15 protein-coding genes and 4 tRNA genes are annotated in these 16,614 nt (G+C 45.5%); 18 read left to right on the top strand and 1 reads right to left on the bottom strand.

All coding sequences use genetic code 11. The features are described 5' to 3' along the window. Nucleotides 1-356 precede the first annotated feature (356 nt). The 8 genes from ftsB to rpoS all read left to right on the top strand — a co-directional run bounded on the left by ftsB (nt 357) and on the right by rpoS (nt 6,333). Entirely contained in the window at nt 357-638 is a 282-nt protein-coding gene (gene ftsB / locus R7R78_RS17855; protein WP_005380907.1) for a cell division protein FtsB, read from the top strand. 1 nt (nt 639) lies between these two features. Beyond that, nucleotides 640-1,365, top strand: coding sequence for a 2-C-methyl-D-erythritol 4-phosphate cytidylyltransferase (gene ispD / locus R7R78_RS17850; RefSeq protein WP_005383786.1), 726 nt, complete (start codon nt 640-642; stop codon nt 1,363-1,365). Next, the gene (gene ispF / locus R7R78_RS17845) at nt 1,362-1,838 is read left to right on the top strand and encodes a 2-C-methyl-D-erythritol 2,4-cyclodiphosphate synthase (protein ID WP_005380896.1); all 477 of its coding nucleotides are present in this window, start codon (nt 1,362-1,364) and stop codon (nt 1,836-1,838) included. The genes ispD and ispF overlap by 4 nt, the downstream gene beginning before the upstream one ends. A gap of 45 nt (nt 1,839-1,883) precedes the next feature. Beyond that, complete coding sequence (truD, locus tag R7R78_RS17840) at nt 1,884-2,927, top strand: tRNA pseudouridine(13) synthase TruD (RefSeq protein ID WP_225474074.1); 1,044 nt, start codon at nt 1,884-1,886, stop codon at nt 2,925-2,927. Next, a complete protein-coding gene (gene surE, locus R7R78_RS17835; protein ID WP_005380894.1) occupies nt 2,927-3,703 on the top strand; it encodes a 5'/3'-nucleotidase SurE in 777 nt (258 codons plus the stop codon). Before truD ends, surE begins: the two co-directional genes overlap by 1 nt. Further along, nucleotides 3,703-4,329 (top strand): protein-L-isoaspartate(D-aspartate) O-methyltransferase, encoded by a 627-nt coding sequence (locus tag R7R78_RS17830; RefSeq protein WP_225474073.1) that lies wholly within the window; start codon nt 3,703-3,705, stop codon nt 4,327-4,329. Before surE ends, R7R78_RS17830 begins: the two co-directional genes overlap by 1 nt. Before the next feature lie 13 nt (nt 4,330-4,342). Next, nucleotides 4,343-5,266 carry a peptidoglycan DD-metalloendopeptidase family protein gene (locus R7R78_RS17825; RefSeq protein WP_017633546.1) on the top strand — a complete coding sequence of 308 codons (924 nt, stop codon included), beginning with the start codon at nt 4,343-4,345 and terminating at the stop codon, nt 5,264-5,266. An 80-nt stretch (nt 5,267-5,346) separates the two neighbouring features. Beyond that, nucleotides 5,347-6,333: an RNA polymerase sigma factor RpoS gene (gene rpoS, locus R7R78_RS17820; protein ID WP_005380887.1), complete on the top strand. Its 987-nt coding sequence runs from the start codon at nt 5,347-5,349 to the stop codon at nt 6,331-6,333. 82 nt (nt 6,334-6,415) lie between these two features. On the opposite strand, the gene mutS is transcribed toward rpoS, so the two are convergent. Continuing rightward, nucleotides 6,416-8,977 carry a DNA mismatch repair protein MutS gene (gene mutS, locus R7R78_RS17815; RefSeq protein ID WP_017633545.1) on the bottom strand — a complete coding sequence of 854 codons (2,562 nt, stop codon included), beginning with the start codon at nt 8,975-8,977 and terminating at the stop codon, nt 6,416-6,418. 84 nt (nt 8,978-9,061) lie between these two features. Between mutS and pncC the strand changes: the two genes are divergently transcribed. The 10 genes from pncC to R7R78_RS17765 all read left to right on the top strand — a co-directional run bounded on the left by pncC (nt 9,062) and on the right by R7R78_RS17765 (nt 16,614). Then, nucleotides 9,062-9,544 carry a nicotinamide-nucleotide amidase gene (gene pncC, locus R7R78_RS17810; RefSeq protein WP_005383794.1) on the top strand — a complete coding sequence of 161 codons (483 nt, stop codon included), beginning with the start codon at nt 9,062-9,064 and terminating at the stop codon, nt 9,542-9,544. A gap of 200 nt (nt 9,545-9,744) precedes the next feature. Next, nucleotides 9,745-10,788, top strand: a complete 1,044-nt coding sequence (gene recA / locus R7R78_RS17805; protein ID WP_005380874.1) for a recombinase RecA — start codon at nt 9,745-9,747, stop codon at nt 10,786-10,788. Between the two features lie 127 nt (nt 10,789-10,915). After that, a complete protein-coding gene (recX, locus tag R7R78_RS17800; RefSeq protein ID WP_005383799.1) occupies nt 10,916-11,383 on the top strand; it encodes a recombination regulator RecX in 468 nt (155 codons plus the stop codon). A 142-nt stretch (nt 11,384-11,525) separates the two neighbouring features. Beyond that, on the top strand, nt 11,526-14,108 hold the full coding sequence (gene alaS, locus R7R78_RS17795; protein ID WP_005380872.1) for an alanine--tRNA ligase: 2,583 nt from the start codon (nt 11,526-11,528) through the stop codon (nt 14,106-14,108). A gap of 212 nt (nt 14,109-14,320) precedes the next feature. Then, complete coding sequence (locus R7R78_RS17790; protein ID WP_005383803.1) at nt 14,321-15,508, top strand: aspartate kinase; 1,188 nt, start codon at nt 14,321-14,323, stop codon at nt 15,506-15,508. A gap of 92 nt (nt 15,509-15,600) precedes the next feature. After that, nucleotides 15,601-15,798, top strand: coding sequence for a carbon storage regulator CsrA (gene csrA / locus R7R78_RS17785; protein WP_004415691.1), 198 nt, complete (start codon nt 15,601-15,603; stop codon nt 15,796-15,798). A gap of 333 nt (nt 15,799-16,131) precedes the next feature. Further along, nucleotides 16,132-16,223, top strand: a tRNA-Ser gene (locus R7R78_RS17780). A 31-nt stretch (nt 16,224-16,254) separates the two neighbouring features. Beyond that, a tRNA-Arg gene (locus R7R78_RS17775) sits at nt 16,255-16,331 on the top strand. Between the two features lie 29 nt (nt 16,332-16,360). After that, nucleotides 16,361-16,452 (top strand) — tRNA-Ser (locus R7R78_RS17770). Between the two features lie 85 nt (nt 16,453-16,537). Further along, a tRNA-Arg gene (locus R7R78_RS17765) sits at nt 16,538-16,614 on the top strand.

The following is a 16,614-nucleotide window of genomic DNA, read 5'->3' as shown; positions in this document are numbered from 1 at the left end:
GCCTTGGCGGGGTGTTTCTTTATATAACGGAAGCGCTAAGTGAGCGCACTCCTCCATGTTTCAAGTAAGCGGTCTCAAAGAAGTTAAAGATCAAGCTTAATTCTTATTGAGTAAAGTTTCGCTAAATAGCTTTTTGAAACCATCGCTACGGTGGTTTTTTTGTATTTATAGGTTTGTATTTTTGGCTCTTACTTTGGTCATGGGTAAGGATCGCTTCCTATGAGCTTGTTTCATTTTGCTGCTTATTTCTTGTAAGGAGCGTGTGAGTCTCCCTTTCTCCCCTAGAGGCAACCTCGCATTTATGCTATATATGTCACCTTATCTAATTCCTTCCGGTACAGAATGTTAGCAGCGATATGCGAATCTTTGTTATAGCCCTTACGCTACTGTTTGGCTTGCTTCAATACACTCTATGGTTTGGTAAAAACGGAGTGTCTGACTACTACACAGTAAAAGATGAAATTGAAGTTCAGCAACAAGTGAACAGCAAGCTACAAGCTCGCAACAATGAAATGTTCGCTGAGATTGATGACTTAAGGCAAGGTCTTGATGCGATTGAAGAACGTGCGCGTCATGAGCTCGGTTTAGTTAAAGATGGCGAGACTTTTTACCGCATTATAGGTGAGGAAAACCATTAAAATGTTGGATATGAACTCATCGCATATCGCAATTGTGCCTGCTGCTGGTGTAGGGAGCAGAATGAAGGCAGATCGCCCTAAGCAATATTTATTGATCGAAGGTAAAGCGGTACTGGAACATACCGTAGAGAAACTGCTTTCTCACCCAAATATTTCTAAGGTTGTCGTTGCTGTTACTGACGGCGACCCATATTACCCAGAATTGTCCATTGCTAAGCACCCAGATGTGATTCGTGTAGCTGGTGGTAAAGAAAGAGCAGACTCTGTGTTATCAGGGCTAAACTATGTCAATGAGCACCTGGAAAGCGAGTGGGTATTAGTTCACGACGCTGCAAGGCCATGTGTATTAACATCCGACATTGACCGTTTGATTGATGTTTGCTGCGCCCACTCAACGGGTGGCATTCTCGCATCTCCTGTGAGAGATACAATGAAGCGAGCAAACGCAGTACAAGATATCGACCATACGGTAGATAGAGAAGCATTGTGGCATGCACTGACTCCACAAATGTTTAAAACTCAGCAGCTTACTCAAGCACTGGCTGACGCATTAGAACAGGGTGTAACCATTACCGATGAAGCCTCGGCTTTGGAATGGCTAGGCGAGAAGCCAGCCTTAGTTCAAGGGAATGCGAACAATATAAAAATCACTCAGCCAGAAGATCTTGCGTTAGCCGAGTTTTATCTAAGCCGTGAGCGCGGCGAACAAAGAAAGGATAGAAAATGATTCGAATTGGTCATGGTTTCGATGTACATAAATTCGGTGGTGAAGGCCCAGTCATTATTGGTGGTGTAGCAATCCCTTATGAGCAAGGTTTGATTGCTCACTCAGATGGCGATGTAGCGTTGCATGCATTAACGGATGCTCTGCTGGGCGCGATTGCTGCCGGCGATATTGGTCGTCATTTCCCAGATACGGATGATAAATGGAAAGGCGCAAACAGTCGTGAATTACTGAAAGACGTTTACCGTCGAGTTAAAGAGCAAGGCTACCGTCTTGGCAATGCTGATGTAACCATCATGGCACAAGCGCCTAAAATGGCACCACACATTGACGCAATGTGTGCGGCGATAGCCGAAGACCTAGAAACCGACATTAGTAACATTAACGTAAAAGCGACGACGACAGAACGTCTCGGTTTTACTGGACGCAAAGAAGGCATTGCAACGGAAGCCGTTGTACTTCTGTTTAAGCAATAACTAGCAATTTGCTCCTCTAAGCTGTGATATCAGCGGAAACACATCATGTCAGACATTTTATCTTCATTGGCTTACCTAACAGGTAAGCCAATTGCATCGGCAAAAATCAAAGCGCAGCCAGAGCATTTTCAGGTTCGCGAAGATTTAGGTTTTGCCTTTACGGGCGAAGGCGAGCACTTAATGGTTCGTATCCGTAAAACGGGCGAGAACACCAGCTTCGTTGCTAACGAGTTAGCAAAAGCCTGTGGTGTTAAGTCGAAAGACGTTAGCTGGGCGGGTCTTAAAGACCGTCATGCGGTGACGGAACAGTGGTTAAGTGTCCATTTACCGAAAGGTGAAACGCCAGATTTTTCAGCGTTTTTGGCTCAATACCCAAGTATCGAAATCCTTGCAACAGATCGTCACAATAAAAAACTGCGTCCTGGTGACCTAGTAGGGAACGAGTTCGTGGTTACTTTGTCTGAAGTGACAGATATAGCGGATGTAGAGCAACGTCTTGAAAAAGTGAAACAAGTTGGCGTGCCAAACTACTTTGGTAGTCAGCGTTTTGGTAACGATGGCAACAACCTTGAAGAAGCACGTCGATGGGGACGCGAAAACGTCCGTACCCGCAATCAAAACAAGCGAAGCATGTATTTATCAGCGGCTCGTTCGTGGATTTTCAACCGCATCGTTTCAGCTCGTCTAGAGAATGGTGTGTTTGATAAGTTCATTGATGGTGACATTGCACAGACGAATTCTGGCACTCAGTTGATTGATGCAAACAACATCACTGATTTGCAAGTACAATTTGCACAAGGTGAAGCGGCAATTACCGCTGCGCTTGCTGGCGATAATGCACTGCCTACTCAAGCCGAGGCTATGGCATTAGAGCAACCATTTTTAGACGAAGAGCCTTACCTCATGGCGCTGATTCGTGGTAATCGCATGCGCCACGATCGTCGCGATATTGCGCTGAAGCCAAAAGATTTAGCTTGGACGGTTGAAGGTAACAACATTACGCTGACTTTCTCACTGGATGCGGGATCTTTTGCGACCTCTATTGTTCGTGAGTTAGTTAATGAGGTTGAAGTAGAAAGAGAATACTAATGGAACAGGATTCACGAAACCCGAAGCCCTTAAGAGTCTTAATCAGCAATGATGATGGTGTTCATGCACAAGGGATTCATGCCCTCGCTGATGAGTTGAGAGATATCGCCGAAGTGACCATTGTCGCACCTGATCGAAATCGTTCAGGTGCTTCGAATTCACTCACATTAGAACAACCATTACGCGTGACTGAAATTGCCCCAAATATCTACTCAGTGCAAGGCACGCCCACGGATTGTGTGCATTTCGCGCTGAATGAGCTAATGAAAGATGATTTGCCTGATCTTGTTCTGTCAGGAATCAACCATGGCGCTAATTTGGGTGATGATGTTCTTTATTCTGGAACAGTAGCAGCCGCCATGGAAGGTCATTTCCTTGGCGTTCAGTCGGTGGCTTTTTCACTAGTGGGTAAGCGACATTTCGAATCCGCCGCTAAAATTGCACGTCAAATTGTACAACAGCATTTAGCGTCGCCGATTCCAACGAATCGTCTACTGAACGTAAACGTGCCTGACTTACCATCAGAGAATTTAGGTGAAATTGAAGTTACGCGTTTAGGTGCACGTCATCACGCAGAGAATATGATCAAGCAGAAAGATCCGAGAGGCCATGACATTTATTGGTTAGGGCCACCAGGAAAGGAGCAAGATGCAGGAGAGGGCACGGACTTTTATGCAATTGAGCATGGCCGAGTTTCAATGACGCCTCTGCAAGTTGATCTCACCGCTCACGAGTCGCTGCGTGCTATGGATAGTTGGTTAAAGGAAGAGAAGTAATGAGTAACCCACATGCTGACAGGTTGATAGCGTTTCTTATCTCCAGTGGCATCAAAGACCAAAGAGTTCTGGATGCTATCCAACGCTTGCCACGAGAAAGCTTTGTTTCTCAAGCGATGATGCACCAAGCCTATGATAACAATGCGTTACCAATTGGTCAGGGACAAACTATTTCTCAGCCTTATATCGTTGCTCGTATGACCGAGTTGCTTGAGCTAGAGCCGGCGAGTCGTGTTCTGGAAATCGGAACGGGATCGGGTTATCAAACCGCGGTACTGGCGCAAATTGTTGATCATGTATACTCCGTTGAGCGAATTAAATCGTTGCAATGGGAAGCAAAGCGTCGCCTGAAGCAATTGGATATCTACAATGTTTCAACTAAGCATGCTGATGGGTGGCAGGGCTGGGAAGCGCGAGGTCCTTTCGATGCTATCATTGTTACCGCTGCCGCTAAAGTGATTCCCCAAGCTCTTCTCTCACAATTAAGAGATGGCGGCAAAATGGTCATTCCTGTTGGAGATACGGAGCAACAGTTATTAAAAATAGAGCGTAAGGGAGACGAATATCTCTCTACCGTTGTAGAAATGGTTCGGTTCGTACCTCTGGTTGCGGGTGATTTAGCTTAAGGGTTAGGGATAGGTGAATAAGTTACTACGTCATATTGGTATTAGCTTTGTGTTTGCTGCAGGACTAGTTGGTTGTGCAGCGCATTCCCCTGCACCTGTCTCTAGCCTAAAAAAAGACTATTCAAGCCTTGAAAGAGGGAGTTACAGAGGGAGTTATTATGAGGTAAAAAAAGGCGATACGCTTTACTTCATAGCTTATGTCACAGATAAAGATGTAAATGATCTTGTTCGTTACAATGAGTTAACTCAGCCTTACACTATCTACCCAGGACAGAGGCTAAAACTTTGGGCTCCGAAATATGTCGCCCCTAAATATGGTCAAAAAGTTGAACCCGTTGTGGCTCCTGTTGTTACGACCCCCCCAGCTCCAGTGACGAAAACATCAACAGCCTCTAAACCTAAACCTTCGAGTAAAAACTCTAGTCAAAAACCTACAGAGACTAAGCCTAAAGTCGTACAAAAACAGCCTCCAAAGAAGGTTGAACAATCGAAAACAAAGGAGTATGTTGGTTCAAAAGATAACCAAAAAGTGAAGCAAAAAGCGCCAACTACCACAGCAAAGAGTGATAAAGTCTCAAAGTGGTTGTGGCCAACAAAAGGGAGAGTAATCAAGAACTTTTCGGCGGGAGAACAGGGAAATAAAGGTATCGACATCGCAGGACAGCGTGGTCAACCTATCGTTTCAACCGCAGCCGGCACAGTCGTTTATTCAGGCAATGCGCTACGAGGTTATGGCAACTTAATTATAGTAAAGCATAACGACAATTATTTAAGCGCATACGCACACAATGACAAACTGCTGGTCACAGAAGGACAAAGCGTAAAAAGCGGACAAAAAATCGCCACCATGGGTAGTTCAGGTGCAAAGTCGGTCAAACTACACTTTGAAATTCGCTATCAAGGTAAATCAGTGAATCCAAAGCGCTATTTGCCTTAAAACTTTGAAAAACAACTTGCGACATCATTTAGCGACATATTGAGTTGTCATGTCTTGCTAACTCGCCAGGGGGAGGCGTTATGAGTATCAGCAACACAGTAACCAAAGTTGAAGAGTTTGCATTTGACAATGCGTCAGTGAAGACCATTGATAACGAACTCGAAAGATCATCATCCACAGAAAGCAAAGCGACTGCGCGTGAAGAATTTGACGCGAGCAGTAAAAGCTTAGATGCAACTCAGTTGTATTTGGGCGAAATTGGCTTCTCACCTTTACTTACTGCCGAAGAAGAAGTGCTTTACGCAAGACGCGCCCTACGTGGCGACGAAGCGGCACGCAAACGTATGATCGAAAGTAACCTACGTTTGGTTGTTAAGATTTCTCGTCGATACAGTAACCGTGGTCTAGCACTACTCGATCTGATTGAAGAAGGTAACCTCGGCTTGATCCGAGCGGTCGAAAAATTCGACCCAGAACGTGGTTTCCGTTTCTCTACTTACGCAACATGGTGGATCCGACAAACGATAGAGCGAGCGTTGATGAACCAAACTCGCACGATCCGTCTACCTATCCACGTAGTGAAAGAGCTGAACATTTATCTGCGTACTGCGCGTGAACTTTCTCAAAAGCTCGATCACGAACCGACCGCAGAAGAAATTGCTGCTCAATTAGATATTCCAGTCGAAGACGTAAGCAAAATGTTACGCCTTAATGAGCGTATTAGCTCTGTCGACACGCCAATCGGTGGTGACGGTGAGAAAGCGCTGCTGGATATTATTCCTGATGCAAACAACTCTGATCCAGAAGTTTCGACTCAAGATGACGACATCAAATCATCGTTGATTCATTGGTTAGAAGAGTTGAATCCGAAACAGAAAGAAGTGCTTGCACGTCGCTTCGGCCTACTAGGCTACGAGCCTTCGACGCTGGAAGAAGTTGGTCGAGAGATTGGTCTGACACGTGAGCGAGTACGTCAAATACAAGTGGAAGGTTTACGTCGTCTTCGTGAAGTCCTAATCAAACAAGGTTTGAATATGGAAAACTTGTTTAACGTAGAAGACGATTAAGTAATCCGTATTTCACTAGATACACAAAAGGCTATGGTTCCCCATAGCCTTTTTTCTTTTTTGCTCGTCGGTGTGAGTCTGTTTACAGCATCTTCTTCAAGCGATACAGCTCTTCAAGAGCTTGGCGTGGCGTTAAGTCGTCAGGATCAATACCTGACAGAGCTTGTTCGACCTCGCTAGGCTCTGGAATCAGGCTCAACTGGTTGGCCACATCTACTGCACTTGGACGCGGTGTGTCACTGTTTTGCCCCAGTTGCTCTAGCTGAGATAGCTTGTTACGCGCATTTTTGATGACCGTTTTTGGTACGCCAGCTAAGCCCGCAACAGCCAAGCCGTAAGACTTACTTGCCGCACCTTCTTGAACTGCGTGCATAAAGGCAATGCTGTCTCCATGTTCTACGGCATCCAAGTGAACGTTCGCTAAGCTTGGCAGTTGGTTCGGTAACTCTGTTAATTCGAAGTAGTGAGTTGCAAATAGGGTCATCGCACCAATTTGTGTTGCGAGCCATTCCGCACTTGCCCAAGCTAAAGACAGACCGTCGTAAGTACTAGTGCCACGTCCGATTTCATCCATTAGCACCAAACTATTCTTAGTTGCGTTGTGAAGAATATTGGCTGTTTCGGTCATTTCTACCATGAAGGTCGAGCGGCCAGATGCAAGATCATCTGACGCACCAATACGAGTAAATATACGATCTAAAGAACCAATCTGTGCGGATTCTGCCGGTACATAAGAGCCGATATGTGCCATCAATGCAATCAGCGCAGTTTGACGCATGTAGGTTGATTTACCACCCATGTTTGGACCGGTGATGATCAACATCTTACGGGCTGGGTTAAGCTCAATTGGGTTCGCGATGAACGGCTCTGTTGTTACTTGTTCTACGACTGGATGACGACCAGCTTGAATGTGAATTCCTGCGTCTTTCACAAGCGTTGGGCGGCAGTAATCTAACGAATCTGCACGCTCTGCTAGGTTTTGTAATACATCCAGTTGAGACAGAGCAGAAGCTAGGTTTTGCAGCTTCTCAAGGTTTGGCATCAATAGATCAAACAGTTCTTCCCACAACTGTTTCTCAAGTGCTAACGCTTTAGATTTCGAGTTAAGTACTTTGTCTTCGTGTTCCTTAAGCTCTGGAATGATGTAGCGTTCAGCGTTTTTGAGTGTTTGGCGACGTACATAATGCGGTGGAACCAAATGGCTCTGGCCACGGCTTACTTGGATAAAGAAGCCATGAACGTTGTTATAGCCTACTTTAAGCGTATCGATACCGTGTCGTTCACGCTCATCTCGCTCAAGCTGCTCAAGGTATTCTGTTGCACCATCTGCCAATTTTCGCCATTCATCGAGCTCCGCATTGTAGCCTTCAGCGATGACGCCACCATCACGAATAACAACCGGCGGATTTTCTTTAATCGCGCGCTCTAACAGGTCACATACTTCGTCAATCGGAGCTGCATACTTCGCCAATTTCGTTAGGTACGGATGGGTCAAAGAAGCGGTGACAGATTCTAGCTCTGGTAGCTGTTGCATGGCATTGCGAAGTCTAGCCATATCGCGAGGGCGAGCAGAGCGTAATGCAAGGCGCGCTAAGATACGTTCAATATCACCAATTTGCTTTAACGTTGGTTGAAGATCGGCAAACAGAGCTTGTTCTTTAATCTCACCAATCGCATCAAGACGATTGTTTAACGTTTCAATGCAACGCATAGGCTGATGCAACCAACGCTTCAGCATTCGGCTGCCCATCGGAGTAGCACAATGGTCGAGTACTGCAGCGAGCGTGTTATCGGTTCCGCCTGCTAGATTTTGAGTAATTTCCAGATTACGTCGGGTAGCAGCATCAAGGATGACGGATTGATCCTGATGATCAAACGTTAAAGAGCGAATATGAGGTAAAGCCGTACGTTGAGTATCTTTTACGTACTGGATCAAACAACCAGCAGCACATAACCCTAAGGACGCATGTTCTACACCAAAACCAACCAGATCTTTTGTGCCAAATTGTTGATTGAGTTGTTGCTTAGCCGTATCAAGCTCAAATTCCCAGACTGGGCGACGACGGTTACCATTGCGGCTCGCCATTAAATGTACAGGTTCAAAATCTTCTGGGAACAGTAGCTCACGTGGTGCAGTGCGTTGAAGCTCGGCTGTCATCGCTTCTTCAGTTTCTGGTTCTGTCAGTTGGAAGCGACCAGAGGTGACATCCAGCGTCGCATAACCGAACTTACCGTTGTGATGGTAAATTGCTGCGATTAAGTTATCGACACGCTCAGAAAGCAGCGCTTCATCCGTCACAGTACCTGGTGTCACGATACGCACAACTTTACGTTCTACCGGGCCCTTGCTGGTGGCCGGATCGCCAATCTGTTCACAGATCGCCACAGACTCACCAAGCTGAACAAGTTTTGCCAGGTAGCCCTCTACGGCGTGAAATGGCACACCCGCCATTGGGATAGGTTCACCTGCAGACGCACCACGTTTGGTCAATGAAATATCAAGAAGCTGAGAAGCTCGCTTGGCATCATCGTAAAAGAGTTCGTAGAAATCGCCCATGCGGTAGAACAGCAAAATCTCTGGGTTCTCAGCCTTTAGCTTGAGGTATTGCTGCATCATCGGAGTGTGTTTTTGTTCAGCTTTCACAGGTAAGTTCTTTTGTTTATTTCCGTAGCGGCTTAGGATACGTGAATCCCTATCAAGTAAAAAGAGACAAAGGGCATTTTGGCTATGGAAAAAACAACAAAATTGAGTGCCGATTTAGGCGCATTATTGGCTAAACACGGGCATGTTTTAACAACCGCAGAATCATGCACAGGTGGTGGTGTTGCAACCGCCATTACTGACATTGCTGGTAGTTCAGCGTGGCTTGACCGTGCGTTCGTCACCTACAGTAATGAAGCGAAAATGGAGATGCTTGGTGTGCAAGCTTCAACGTTAGAAGCGCATGGTGCAGTGAGTGAGCCAGTTGTGATTGAAATGGTACAGGGTGCAATTAAAAACTCAAATGCCACCATCGGTGTATCCATCAGTGGTATTGCAGGGCCGGGTGGTGGCAGTGAAGAGAAACCAGTCGGTATGGTCTGCTTTGCTTTTGCTGATAACCAAAGTTGGCAGCAAGTAGAAACCATGCATTTCTCTGGTGACCGTGCAGAAGTTCGCAAAAAAGCGGTCGAGCACGCGTTGACTCAATTGTATCAACATCTGCTCTAGAATTTCTTAACTTGTTTTAGCCCAGCATTGATAAGGGCTAGAGCAAATCATGACTTTAGGTCAGCCAAATTTTTTTCATACAGGTATGGACACTGTATGAATCAACAGTATAATAACTTTCATTGCTGAGCAGTTCTTCTGCTTAAGAAAAATGAATTACTATTCGTCGCCCAAAGAAGATGAATAAATCGGAGAAAGTAATGGACGAGAACAAACAGAAAGCGCTCGCCGCTGCGCTAGGTCAAATTGAAAAGCAATTCGGTAAAGGCTCTATCATGCGCCTTGGTGATAACCGCGCAATGGACGTAGAAACCATCTCAACGGGTTCTCTTTCTCTTGATATCGCTTTGGGTGCTGGTGGTCTACCAATGGGTCGTATCGTAGAAATCTACGGCCCAGAATCTTCAGGTAAAACAACATTAACGCTTGAGCTTATTGCTGCTGCGCAACGTGAAGGCAAAACGTGTGCGTTTATCGATGCAGAGCACGCTCTAGATCCTGTATACGCGAAGAAACTTGGCGTTGATATCGATGCATTGCTAGTTTCTCAGCCAGACACAGGTGAGCAAGCGCTAGAGATCTGTGACGCACTTGCACGTTCTGGTGCTATCGATGTTATGGTTGTCGACTCTGTCGCAGCACTAACACCGAAAGCAGAAATCGAAGGCGAAATGGGCGATAGCCACATGGGTCTGCAAGCACGTATGCTTTCTCAAGCAATGCGTAAGCTAACGGGTAACCTAAAGCAGTCTAACTGTATGTGTATCTTCATCAACCAAATCCGTATGAAGATTGGTGTGATGTTTGGTAACCCAGAAACAACAACAGGTGGTAACGCACTTAAGTTCTACGCTTCTGTTCGTCTAGATATCCGTCGTACTGGCGCAATCAAAGAAGGTGACGAAGTCGTAGGTAACGAAACGCGCATCAAAGTTGTTAAGAATAAGATTGCAGCACCATTTAAAGAAGCAAACACACAAATCATGTACGGCCAAGGCTTTAACCGCGAAGGTGAACTTGTCGATCTAGGTGTGAAGCACAAGTTAGTTGAAAAAGCCGGTGCTTGGTATAGCTACAATGGCGATAAGATTGGTCAAGGTAAAGCTAATGCATGTAACTACCTGCGTGAGCACCCTGAAGTGGCTAAAACTATCGATACAAAACTGCGTGAAATGTTGCTAGCGCCAGCACTTGCGGAAGCGCCTGAAGCTGGTGAAGCGCCAGAGCAAGCTGAAGAGTTTTAATCTCTCATAGATTAATAAATGACAAAGCCCTGCAATGCGGGGCTTTGTTGTATCTATTGAAATCAAAAATCGAATTATCACAAAGGCCATTGAGAGCCTGTACAGCAAAAATACTTTTAGGATCATCATGTACCAAAAACGCCAGGCGCCAACATTATCGAGCAAAGAGGCTGCTATACAATTGCTTAGCCGTCGCGATCATGGTCAGTATGAGCTTTACCAAAAATTATCGATGAAGGGCTATGAAGAATCAGACATCGACATCGCAATTAATTTTTGCCTAGACCATAACTATTTAGATGATTTACGTTACGCGAAGAGTCAAATTAGACAGCATGTATACAAAGGACATGGAGAGCGTCGAATTCGTCAAGAGTTAAACCAGAAGCGTGTTGCGGAATCGGTGATTGAGCAAGCTATGGCTGAAGAGCCGCAAGATTGGTTTGAGCTGGCTAAACAGGCGGCAGAAAAGAAATTCAAAGGTATTAAAGCCAAAGACCAAAAAGAGTACGCAAAACAAGTTCGTTTTCTGCAGTATCGCGGCTACAGTTTTGACCAAATCAGCTACGCGCTGAACTTTGAGGACGAAGATTAACGGTCAGTCGTCCGCACTGATTTTTGTTTTGCTTCAAATTTTTTCTCCTACTCCCTCTTTTCCTCAAGAAAACTAGTCTCAGCTGTTTGCATGATCTACAATACGGCAAAATTCTAACTCGACTATTTTCAGGAAGAGCTGCATGTACATGAGCACTGATGAGGTTCGTAACGCGTTCCTCAAGTTCTTTGAGAGCAAAGGACACCAAATCGTAGAAAGTTCATCGTTAGTTCCACATAACGACCCAACCCTGCTGTTCACAAACGCAGGTATGAACCAATTTAAAGATTGTTTCTTAGGCTTAGAAAAACGAGCCTACACTCGAGCGACTACGGCTCAGCGTTGCGTACGTGCTGGTGGTAAACATAACGACCTAGAAAATGTTGGCTTTACTGCTCGTCACCACACATTCTTTGAAATGTTAGGCAACTTCAGCTTTGGCGATTACTTCAAAGAAGATGCGATCTCCTTTGCTTGGGAATTCCTAACCGAAGTTCTTAAACTGCCAGCGGATCGTTTATTGGTAACTGTTTACGAAACCGATGACGAAGCGTTTGACATCTGGAACAAGAAAGTTGGCGTACCCGCTGATCGTATTGTTCGCATTGGTGATAAAGAAGGCGGCAAGCCGTACGAGTCTGATAACTTCTGGCAAATGGGCGACACTGGCCCTTGTGGTCCATGTACTGAAATCTTCTACGATCACGGTGAGCACATCTGGGGTGGCCGTCCTGGCACGCCTGAAGAAGATGGTGACCGTTTCATCGAGATCTGGAACAACGTATTCATGCAGTTCAACCGTCACGCAGACGGCACTATGGAACCGCTACCAAAACCATCGGTAGATACTGGTATGGGTATCGAGCGTATCTCTGCAATCATGCAGGGCGTTCACTCAAACTACGAAATCGATGTATTCCAAGCTCTTATCAAAGCAGCAGCAGAAGTGATCGGTTACGAAGACCTATCAAACCAATCACTACGCGTTATCGCTGACCACATCCGTTCATGTTCATTCCTGATCGTGGATGGTGTTATGCCTTCAAACGAAGGTCGAGGTTACGTATTACGCCGTATCATCCGTCGTGCAGTTCGTCACGGTAACAAGCTGGGCGCACAAGGTGCATTCTTCCACAAGTTGGTTGGCGTTCTAGCTGACATCATGGGTACGGCTGGTGAAGAGCTGAAGCGTCAACAAGCTGTGGTTGAAAAAGTACTGCGTATCGAAGAAGAAAACTTTGGTCGTACACTTGAGCGCGGTATGGCGATTCTAAACGAAGCACTAGATAACCTAGACGGTAAAGTACTAGACGGCGAAACCGTATTTAAACTTTACGATACTTACGGCTTCCCAGCTGACTTAACTAACGACGTAGCACGTGAGCGTGAGTTCGCAATCGACGAAGAAGGTTTCGAGAAAGCGATGGAAGAGCAGCGTCAACGTGCGCGTGAAGCGGGTAACTTCGGTACTGACTATAACGCAGCAATCAAAGTTGATACGCAAACAGAATTCTGTGGTTACACAGGTACTAAAGGCTCTAGTTCTGTAGCAGCGATGTTCGTTGAAGGCAACGAAGTAGATTCGCTATCTGCGGGCGACAAAGCAATCATCGTACTTGGTGAAACACCATTCTACGCAGAGTCAGGCGGTCAGTGTGGTGACGCTGGTGAAATCCGTACTGAGTCTGGTGTATTCCGCGTTGAGGACACTCAAAAACTAGGTAACGCAATCGCGCACCACGGTGTAATGGCAGAAGGCGTTCTAGCGAAAGGTGATGAAGTAGCAACTATCGTTGACGCAGAGCGTCGCGCAGCTATCTCTCTAAACCACTCAGCAACGCACTTGCTACACGCAGCACTACGCCAAGTTTTAGGTGAGCACGTAACGCAGAAAGGCTCATTGGTGAAGGCAGACAACCTACGTTTCGACTTCTCACACCTAGAAGCCGTAACTGCAGCAGAACTGAAAGAAGTTGAGCGTCTAGTTAACGCGCAAATTCGTCGCAACCACACGATTGAAACCAACGTGATGGACATTGAGTCTGCTAAGAAGAAAGGCGCAATGGCACTGTTTGGTGAGAAGTACGATGACGAAGTACGCGTACTGTCTATGGGTGACTTCTCGACAGAGCTTTGCGGTGGTATTCACGCATCAAGCACAGGTGATATTGGCCTATTCAAAATCACTTCAGAAAGCGGCATTGCTGCAGGTATTCGACGTATTGAAGCGGTAACAGGCGAGGCTGCATTAGACGCGATTGAAGCTCAAAACGCGAAGTACGAAGAGAAACTGGCAGAATCTGCACAGAAAGCAAAAGCGCTAGAGAAAGAAGTGCAGAAGCTAAAAGATAAGATGGCGGCAGCAGAAAGCGCTAACATCATGGGCAAAGCGGTTGAAGTCAATGGTACAAAAGTTCTAGTCGCAGCTCTTGAAGGCGCTGACAGCAAGAACCTACGTACTATGGTTGATGACATCAAGAACCAAATGGGGTCTGGTGTCGTACTGCTTGCTAACGTAACAGGTGACAAGGTTGGCCTGATTGCTGGTGTGACTAAAGATCTAACTGGTAAAGTAAAAGCTGGTGATCTAGTTAAGATGATTGCTGAGCAAGTCGGTGGTAAGGGCGGTGGTCGTCCTGACATGGCTCAAGCTGGTGGTACTGATGTAGCCGCACTACCAGAGGCAATTAAAACAGTTCAGCCTTGGTTAGAAGAGCGCTTATAAGCTTTTAACTACTAAAATTACGCTCAATCAAGTTTCTTTGATTGAGCGTAATTTTTTTTAGCAGCCAAGTGGTTTAATTGACCAAAAGTTAACCGAGTCATTTAGGCTATTTGGTTTTTGTTGTAACTACTGCTTATATAATTTTTCTAAAAGGAAATACTGACGATGTAAGCAGTTCTAAAGAGACTTCGGTCTTGGGAAGGTGAAGACTGGTGAAAAAGCCCCTTATCGTGCAAAAGTTTGGCGGAACCTCCGTGGGTTCAATTGAAAGAATCCACCAAGTTGCTGAACACATCATTAAGGCGAAAAATGATGGCAATCAAGTTGTTGTTGTCGTGTCTGCAATGTCAGGCGAAACAAACAGACTGATGGACCTCGCTAAACAGATAGATAGCGTGCCTACAGCTCGAGAACTTGATGTTTTGCTCTCTGCTGGTGAGCAAGTGTCAATGGCACTGTTAGCAATGACACTCAATAAATTGGGTCATGCTGCACGCTCGCTTACCGGAGCACAGGCGAATATTGTGACGGATAATCAACACAATGACGCAACGATTAAACACATTGATACTAAGACAATTCTGGGATTGCTTGAGCAAGACCAAATCGTGATTGTTGCAGGCTTTCAAGGTGTGAATGAGAACGGGGATATCACCACATTAGGTCGAGGTGGCTCAGATACGAGCGCAGTGGCACTGGCAGGCGCATTGCGCGCTGATGAGTGTCAAATCTTTACCGACGTTGATGGTATTTATACTTGTGACCCACGTGTAGTGAAAAACGCGCGAAAATTGGCGGTTATCGATTTTCCTTCCATGGAAGCGATGGCAAGCCGAGGCGCGAAAGTATTACATTTACCTTCAGTGCAATTTGCATGGAAGAATAATGTGCCACTGCGCGTGCTTTCGACATTTGATGTTAATGAAGGCAGTCTGGTAAAGGGGGAGTTAGGCAATCAAGCCGTCTCTGGTATAGCCATTCAACGTGACCTTGCCATAATCGAAGTCGATAAAGAACATTTATCTAGTGCTACAAAACAATGTCAGATGTTGGGTATCGACATTTGGAATGTGATCGAGGAAACAGAACGGGCAGGTATCATGATAAAACAAGATGCATGTGCCAAGTTCGATCTGGTGTTCAGCGACAAAATCCGTAATAGTGAAGTGGTAAGCCTGTTGACCGCAGTGGGGCTTGAGGCCAATGGAATGGTAGAGCACGCATGCGATTTGTTGGCAAAGCGAGATATTGAGATCAATTTCAGCGCAACGAATGCACTCACTATGATGCTAGTTTTAGCACCCGAATGTGTGGATACAGCAGCAAACATTCTGCATGATGCTTACATTACGTCTAGTGAAGCATTAAACATTCAACAAAAACATGCCTTTTTAGGCTGATTTTCGCTAACAAGGTAGTTTACGAAAATATAACTTTTGTTGGATAATAGCTTTGTAGCAAGAAAATTTAGAGATTACTCAAGGAGCAAAGAATGCTAATTTTGACTCGCCGCGTAGGCGAAACACTGATGATTGGTGATGAAGTGACTGTAACTGTACTAGGTGTTAAAGGTAACCAAGTGCGTATCGGCGTTAACGCTCCGAAAGAGGTTTCAGTTCACCGTGAAGAAATCTACATGCGCATTCAAGCTGAAAAAGGCAATGGCAACGTTGCTTCAGGTAACTACTAAGTCGCTCCTGTTTACAGAGCTTAGTTTGAATGAAAAAGGCTAACCGAAGGGTTGGCCTTTTTAGTTTTTACTGTTTTTGAAAATTTGCAGAAACTATTGTGTTGAGTATGGCTGTGAATTCATCAATAATGTTGATTCGAACTTCAGAAAGTTATTTGAAAATAAATGTCTTTTTTTCAGAGAAGACTCTCTTTTTTCATCATAATAGAGTGATAAAGTTCGTTTAATAGTCACTTTGATTAAATCAGCAACGGTTAAGCCAGTTTCGTAGATTTTTTCAAAGAAAGTGTTTGACATATTTTCGGTAAAACGTAATATGTGCCTCCGCAAGACGGTGAGGTGGCCGAGAGGCTGAAGGCGCTCCCCTGCTAAGGGAGTATACGGTTTATCCCGTATCGAGGGTTCGAATCCCTCCTTCACCGCCATTCTTGCAACGTTGATTTATCAACAAAAAGTGCGTCCTTAGCTCAGCTGGATAGAGTACCTGGCTACGAACCAGGCGGTCGGAGGTTCGAATCCTCCAGGACGCGCCATATCTCTTTTGAGATATAACAATGAAAACGGTGAGGTGGCCGAGAGGCTGAAGGCGCTCCCCTGCTAAGGGAGTATACGGTTTATCCCGTATCGAGGGTTCGAATCCCTCCTTCACCGCCATTCATTGACTGGCCCGATGGCCTTTTTTTTGTTTCGTAAGAAATGAATGTGATTTACTTCACAACTTCTTAGCAAGAAGATCTGCGCGTCCTTAGCTCAGCTGGATAGAGTACCTGGCTACGAACCAGGCGGTCGGAGGTTCGAATCCTCCAGGACGCGCCA

It is taken from the genome of Vibrio sp. 2134-1 (assembly GCF_033339495.1).
This window is presented reverse-complemented; position numbering and strand designations above follow the sequence as displayed.

Bases quoted from the DNA above. Each gene is read 5' to 3' on its own strand.
- recA (WP_005380874.1), top strand. From the start codon at position 9,745: ATGGACGAGAACAAACAGAAAGCGCTCGCCGCTGCGCTAGGTCAAATT.
- ispD (WP_005383786.1), top strand. From the start codon at position 640: ATGTTGGATATGAACTCATCGCATATCGCAATTGTGCCTGCTGCTGGT.
- R7R78_RS17830 (WP_225474073.1), top strand. From the start codon at position 3,703: ATGAGTAACCCACATGCTGACAGGTTGATAGCGTTTCTTATCTCCAGT.
- rpoS (WP_005380887.1), top strand. From the start codon at position 5,347: ATGAGTATCAGCAACACAGTAACCAAAGTTGAAGAGTTTGCATTTGAC.
- recX (WP_005383799.1), top strand. From the start codon at position 10,916: ATGTACCAAAAACGCCAGGCGCCAACATTATCGAGCAAAGAGGCTGCT.
- alaS (WP_005380872.1), top strand. From the start codon at position 11,526: ATGTACATGAGCACTGATGAGGTTCGTAACGCGTTCCTCAAGTTCTTT.
- truD (WP_225474074.1), top strand. From the start codon at position 1,884: ATGTCAGACATTTTATCTTCATTGGCTTACCTAACAGGTAAGCCAATT.
- surE (WP_005380894.1), top strand. From the start codon at position 2,927: ATGGAACAGGATTCACGAAACCCGAAGCCCTTAAGAGTCTTAATCAGC.
- ispF (WP_005380896.1), top strand. From the start codon at position 1,362: ATGATTCGAATTGGTCATGGTTTCGATGTACATAAATTCGGTGGTGAA.
- ftsB (WP_005380907.1), top strand. From the start codon at position 357: ATGCGAATCTTTGTTATAGCCCTTACGCTACTGTTTGGCTTGCTTCAA.
- pncC (WP_005383794.1), top strand. From the start codon at position 9,062: ATGGAAAAAACAACAAAATTGAGTGCCGATTTAGGCGCATTATTGGCT.
- csrA (WP_004415691.1), top strand. From the start codon at position 15,601: ATGCTAATTTTGACTCGCCGCGTAGGCGAAACACTGATGATTGGTGAT.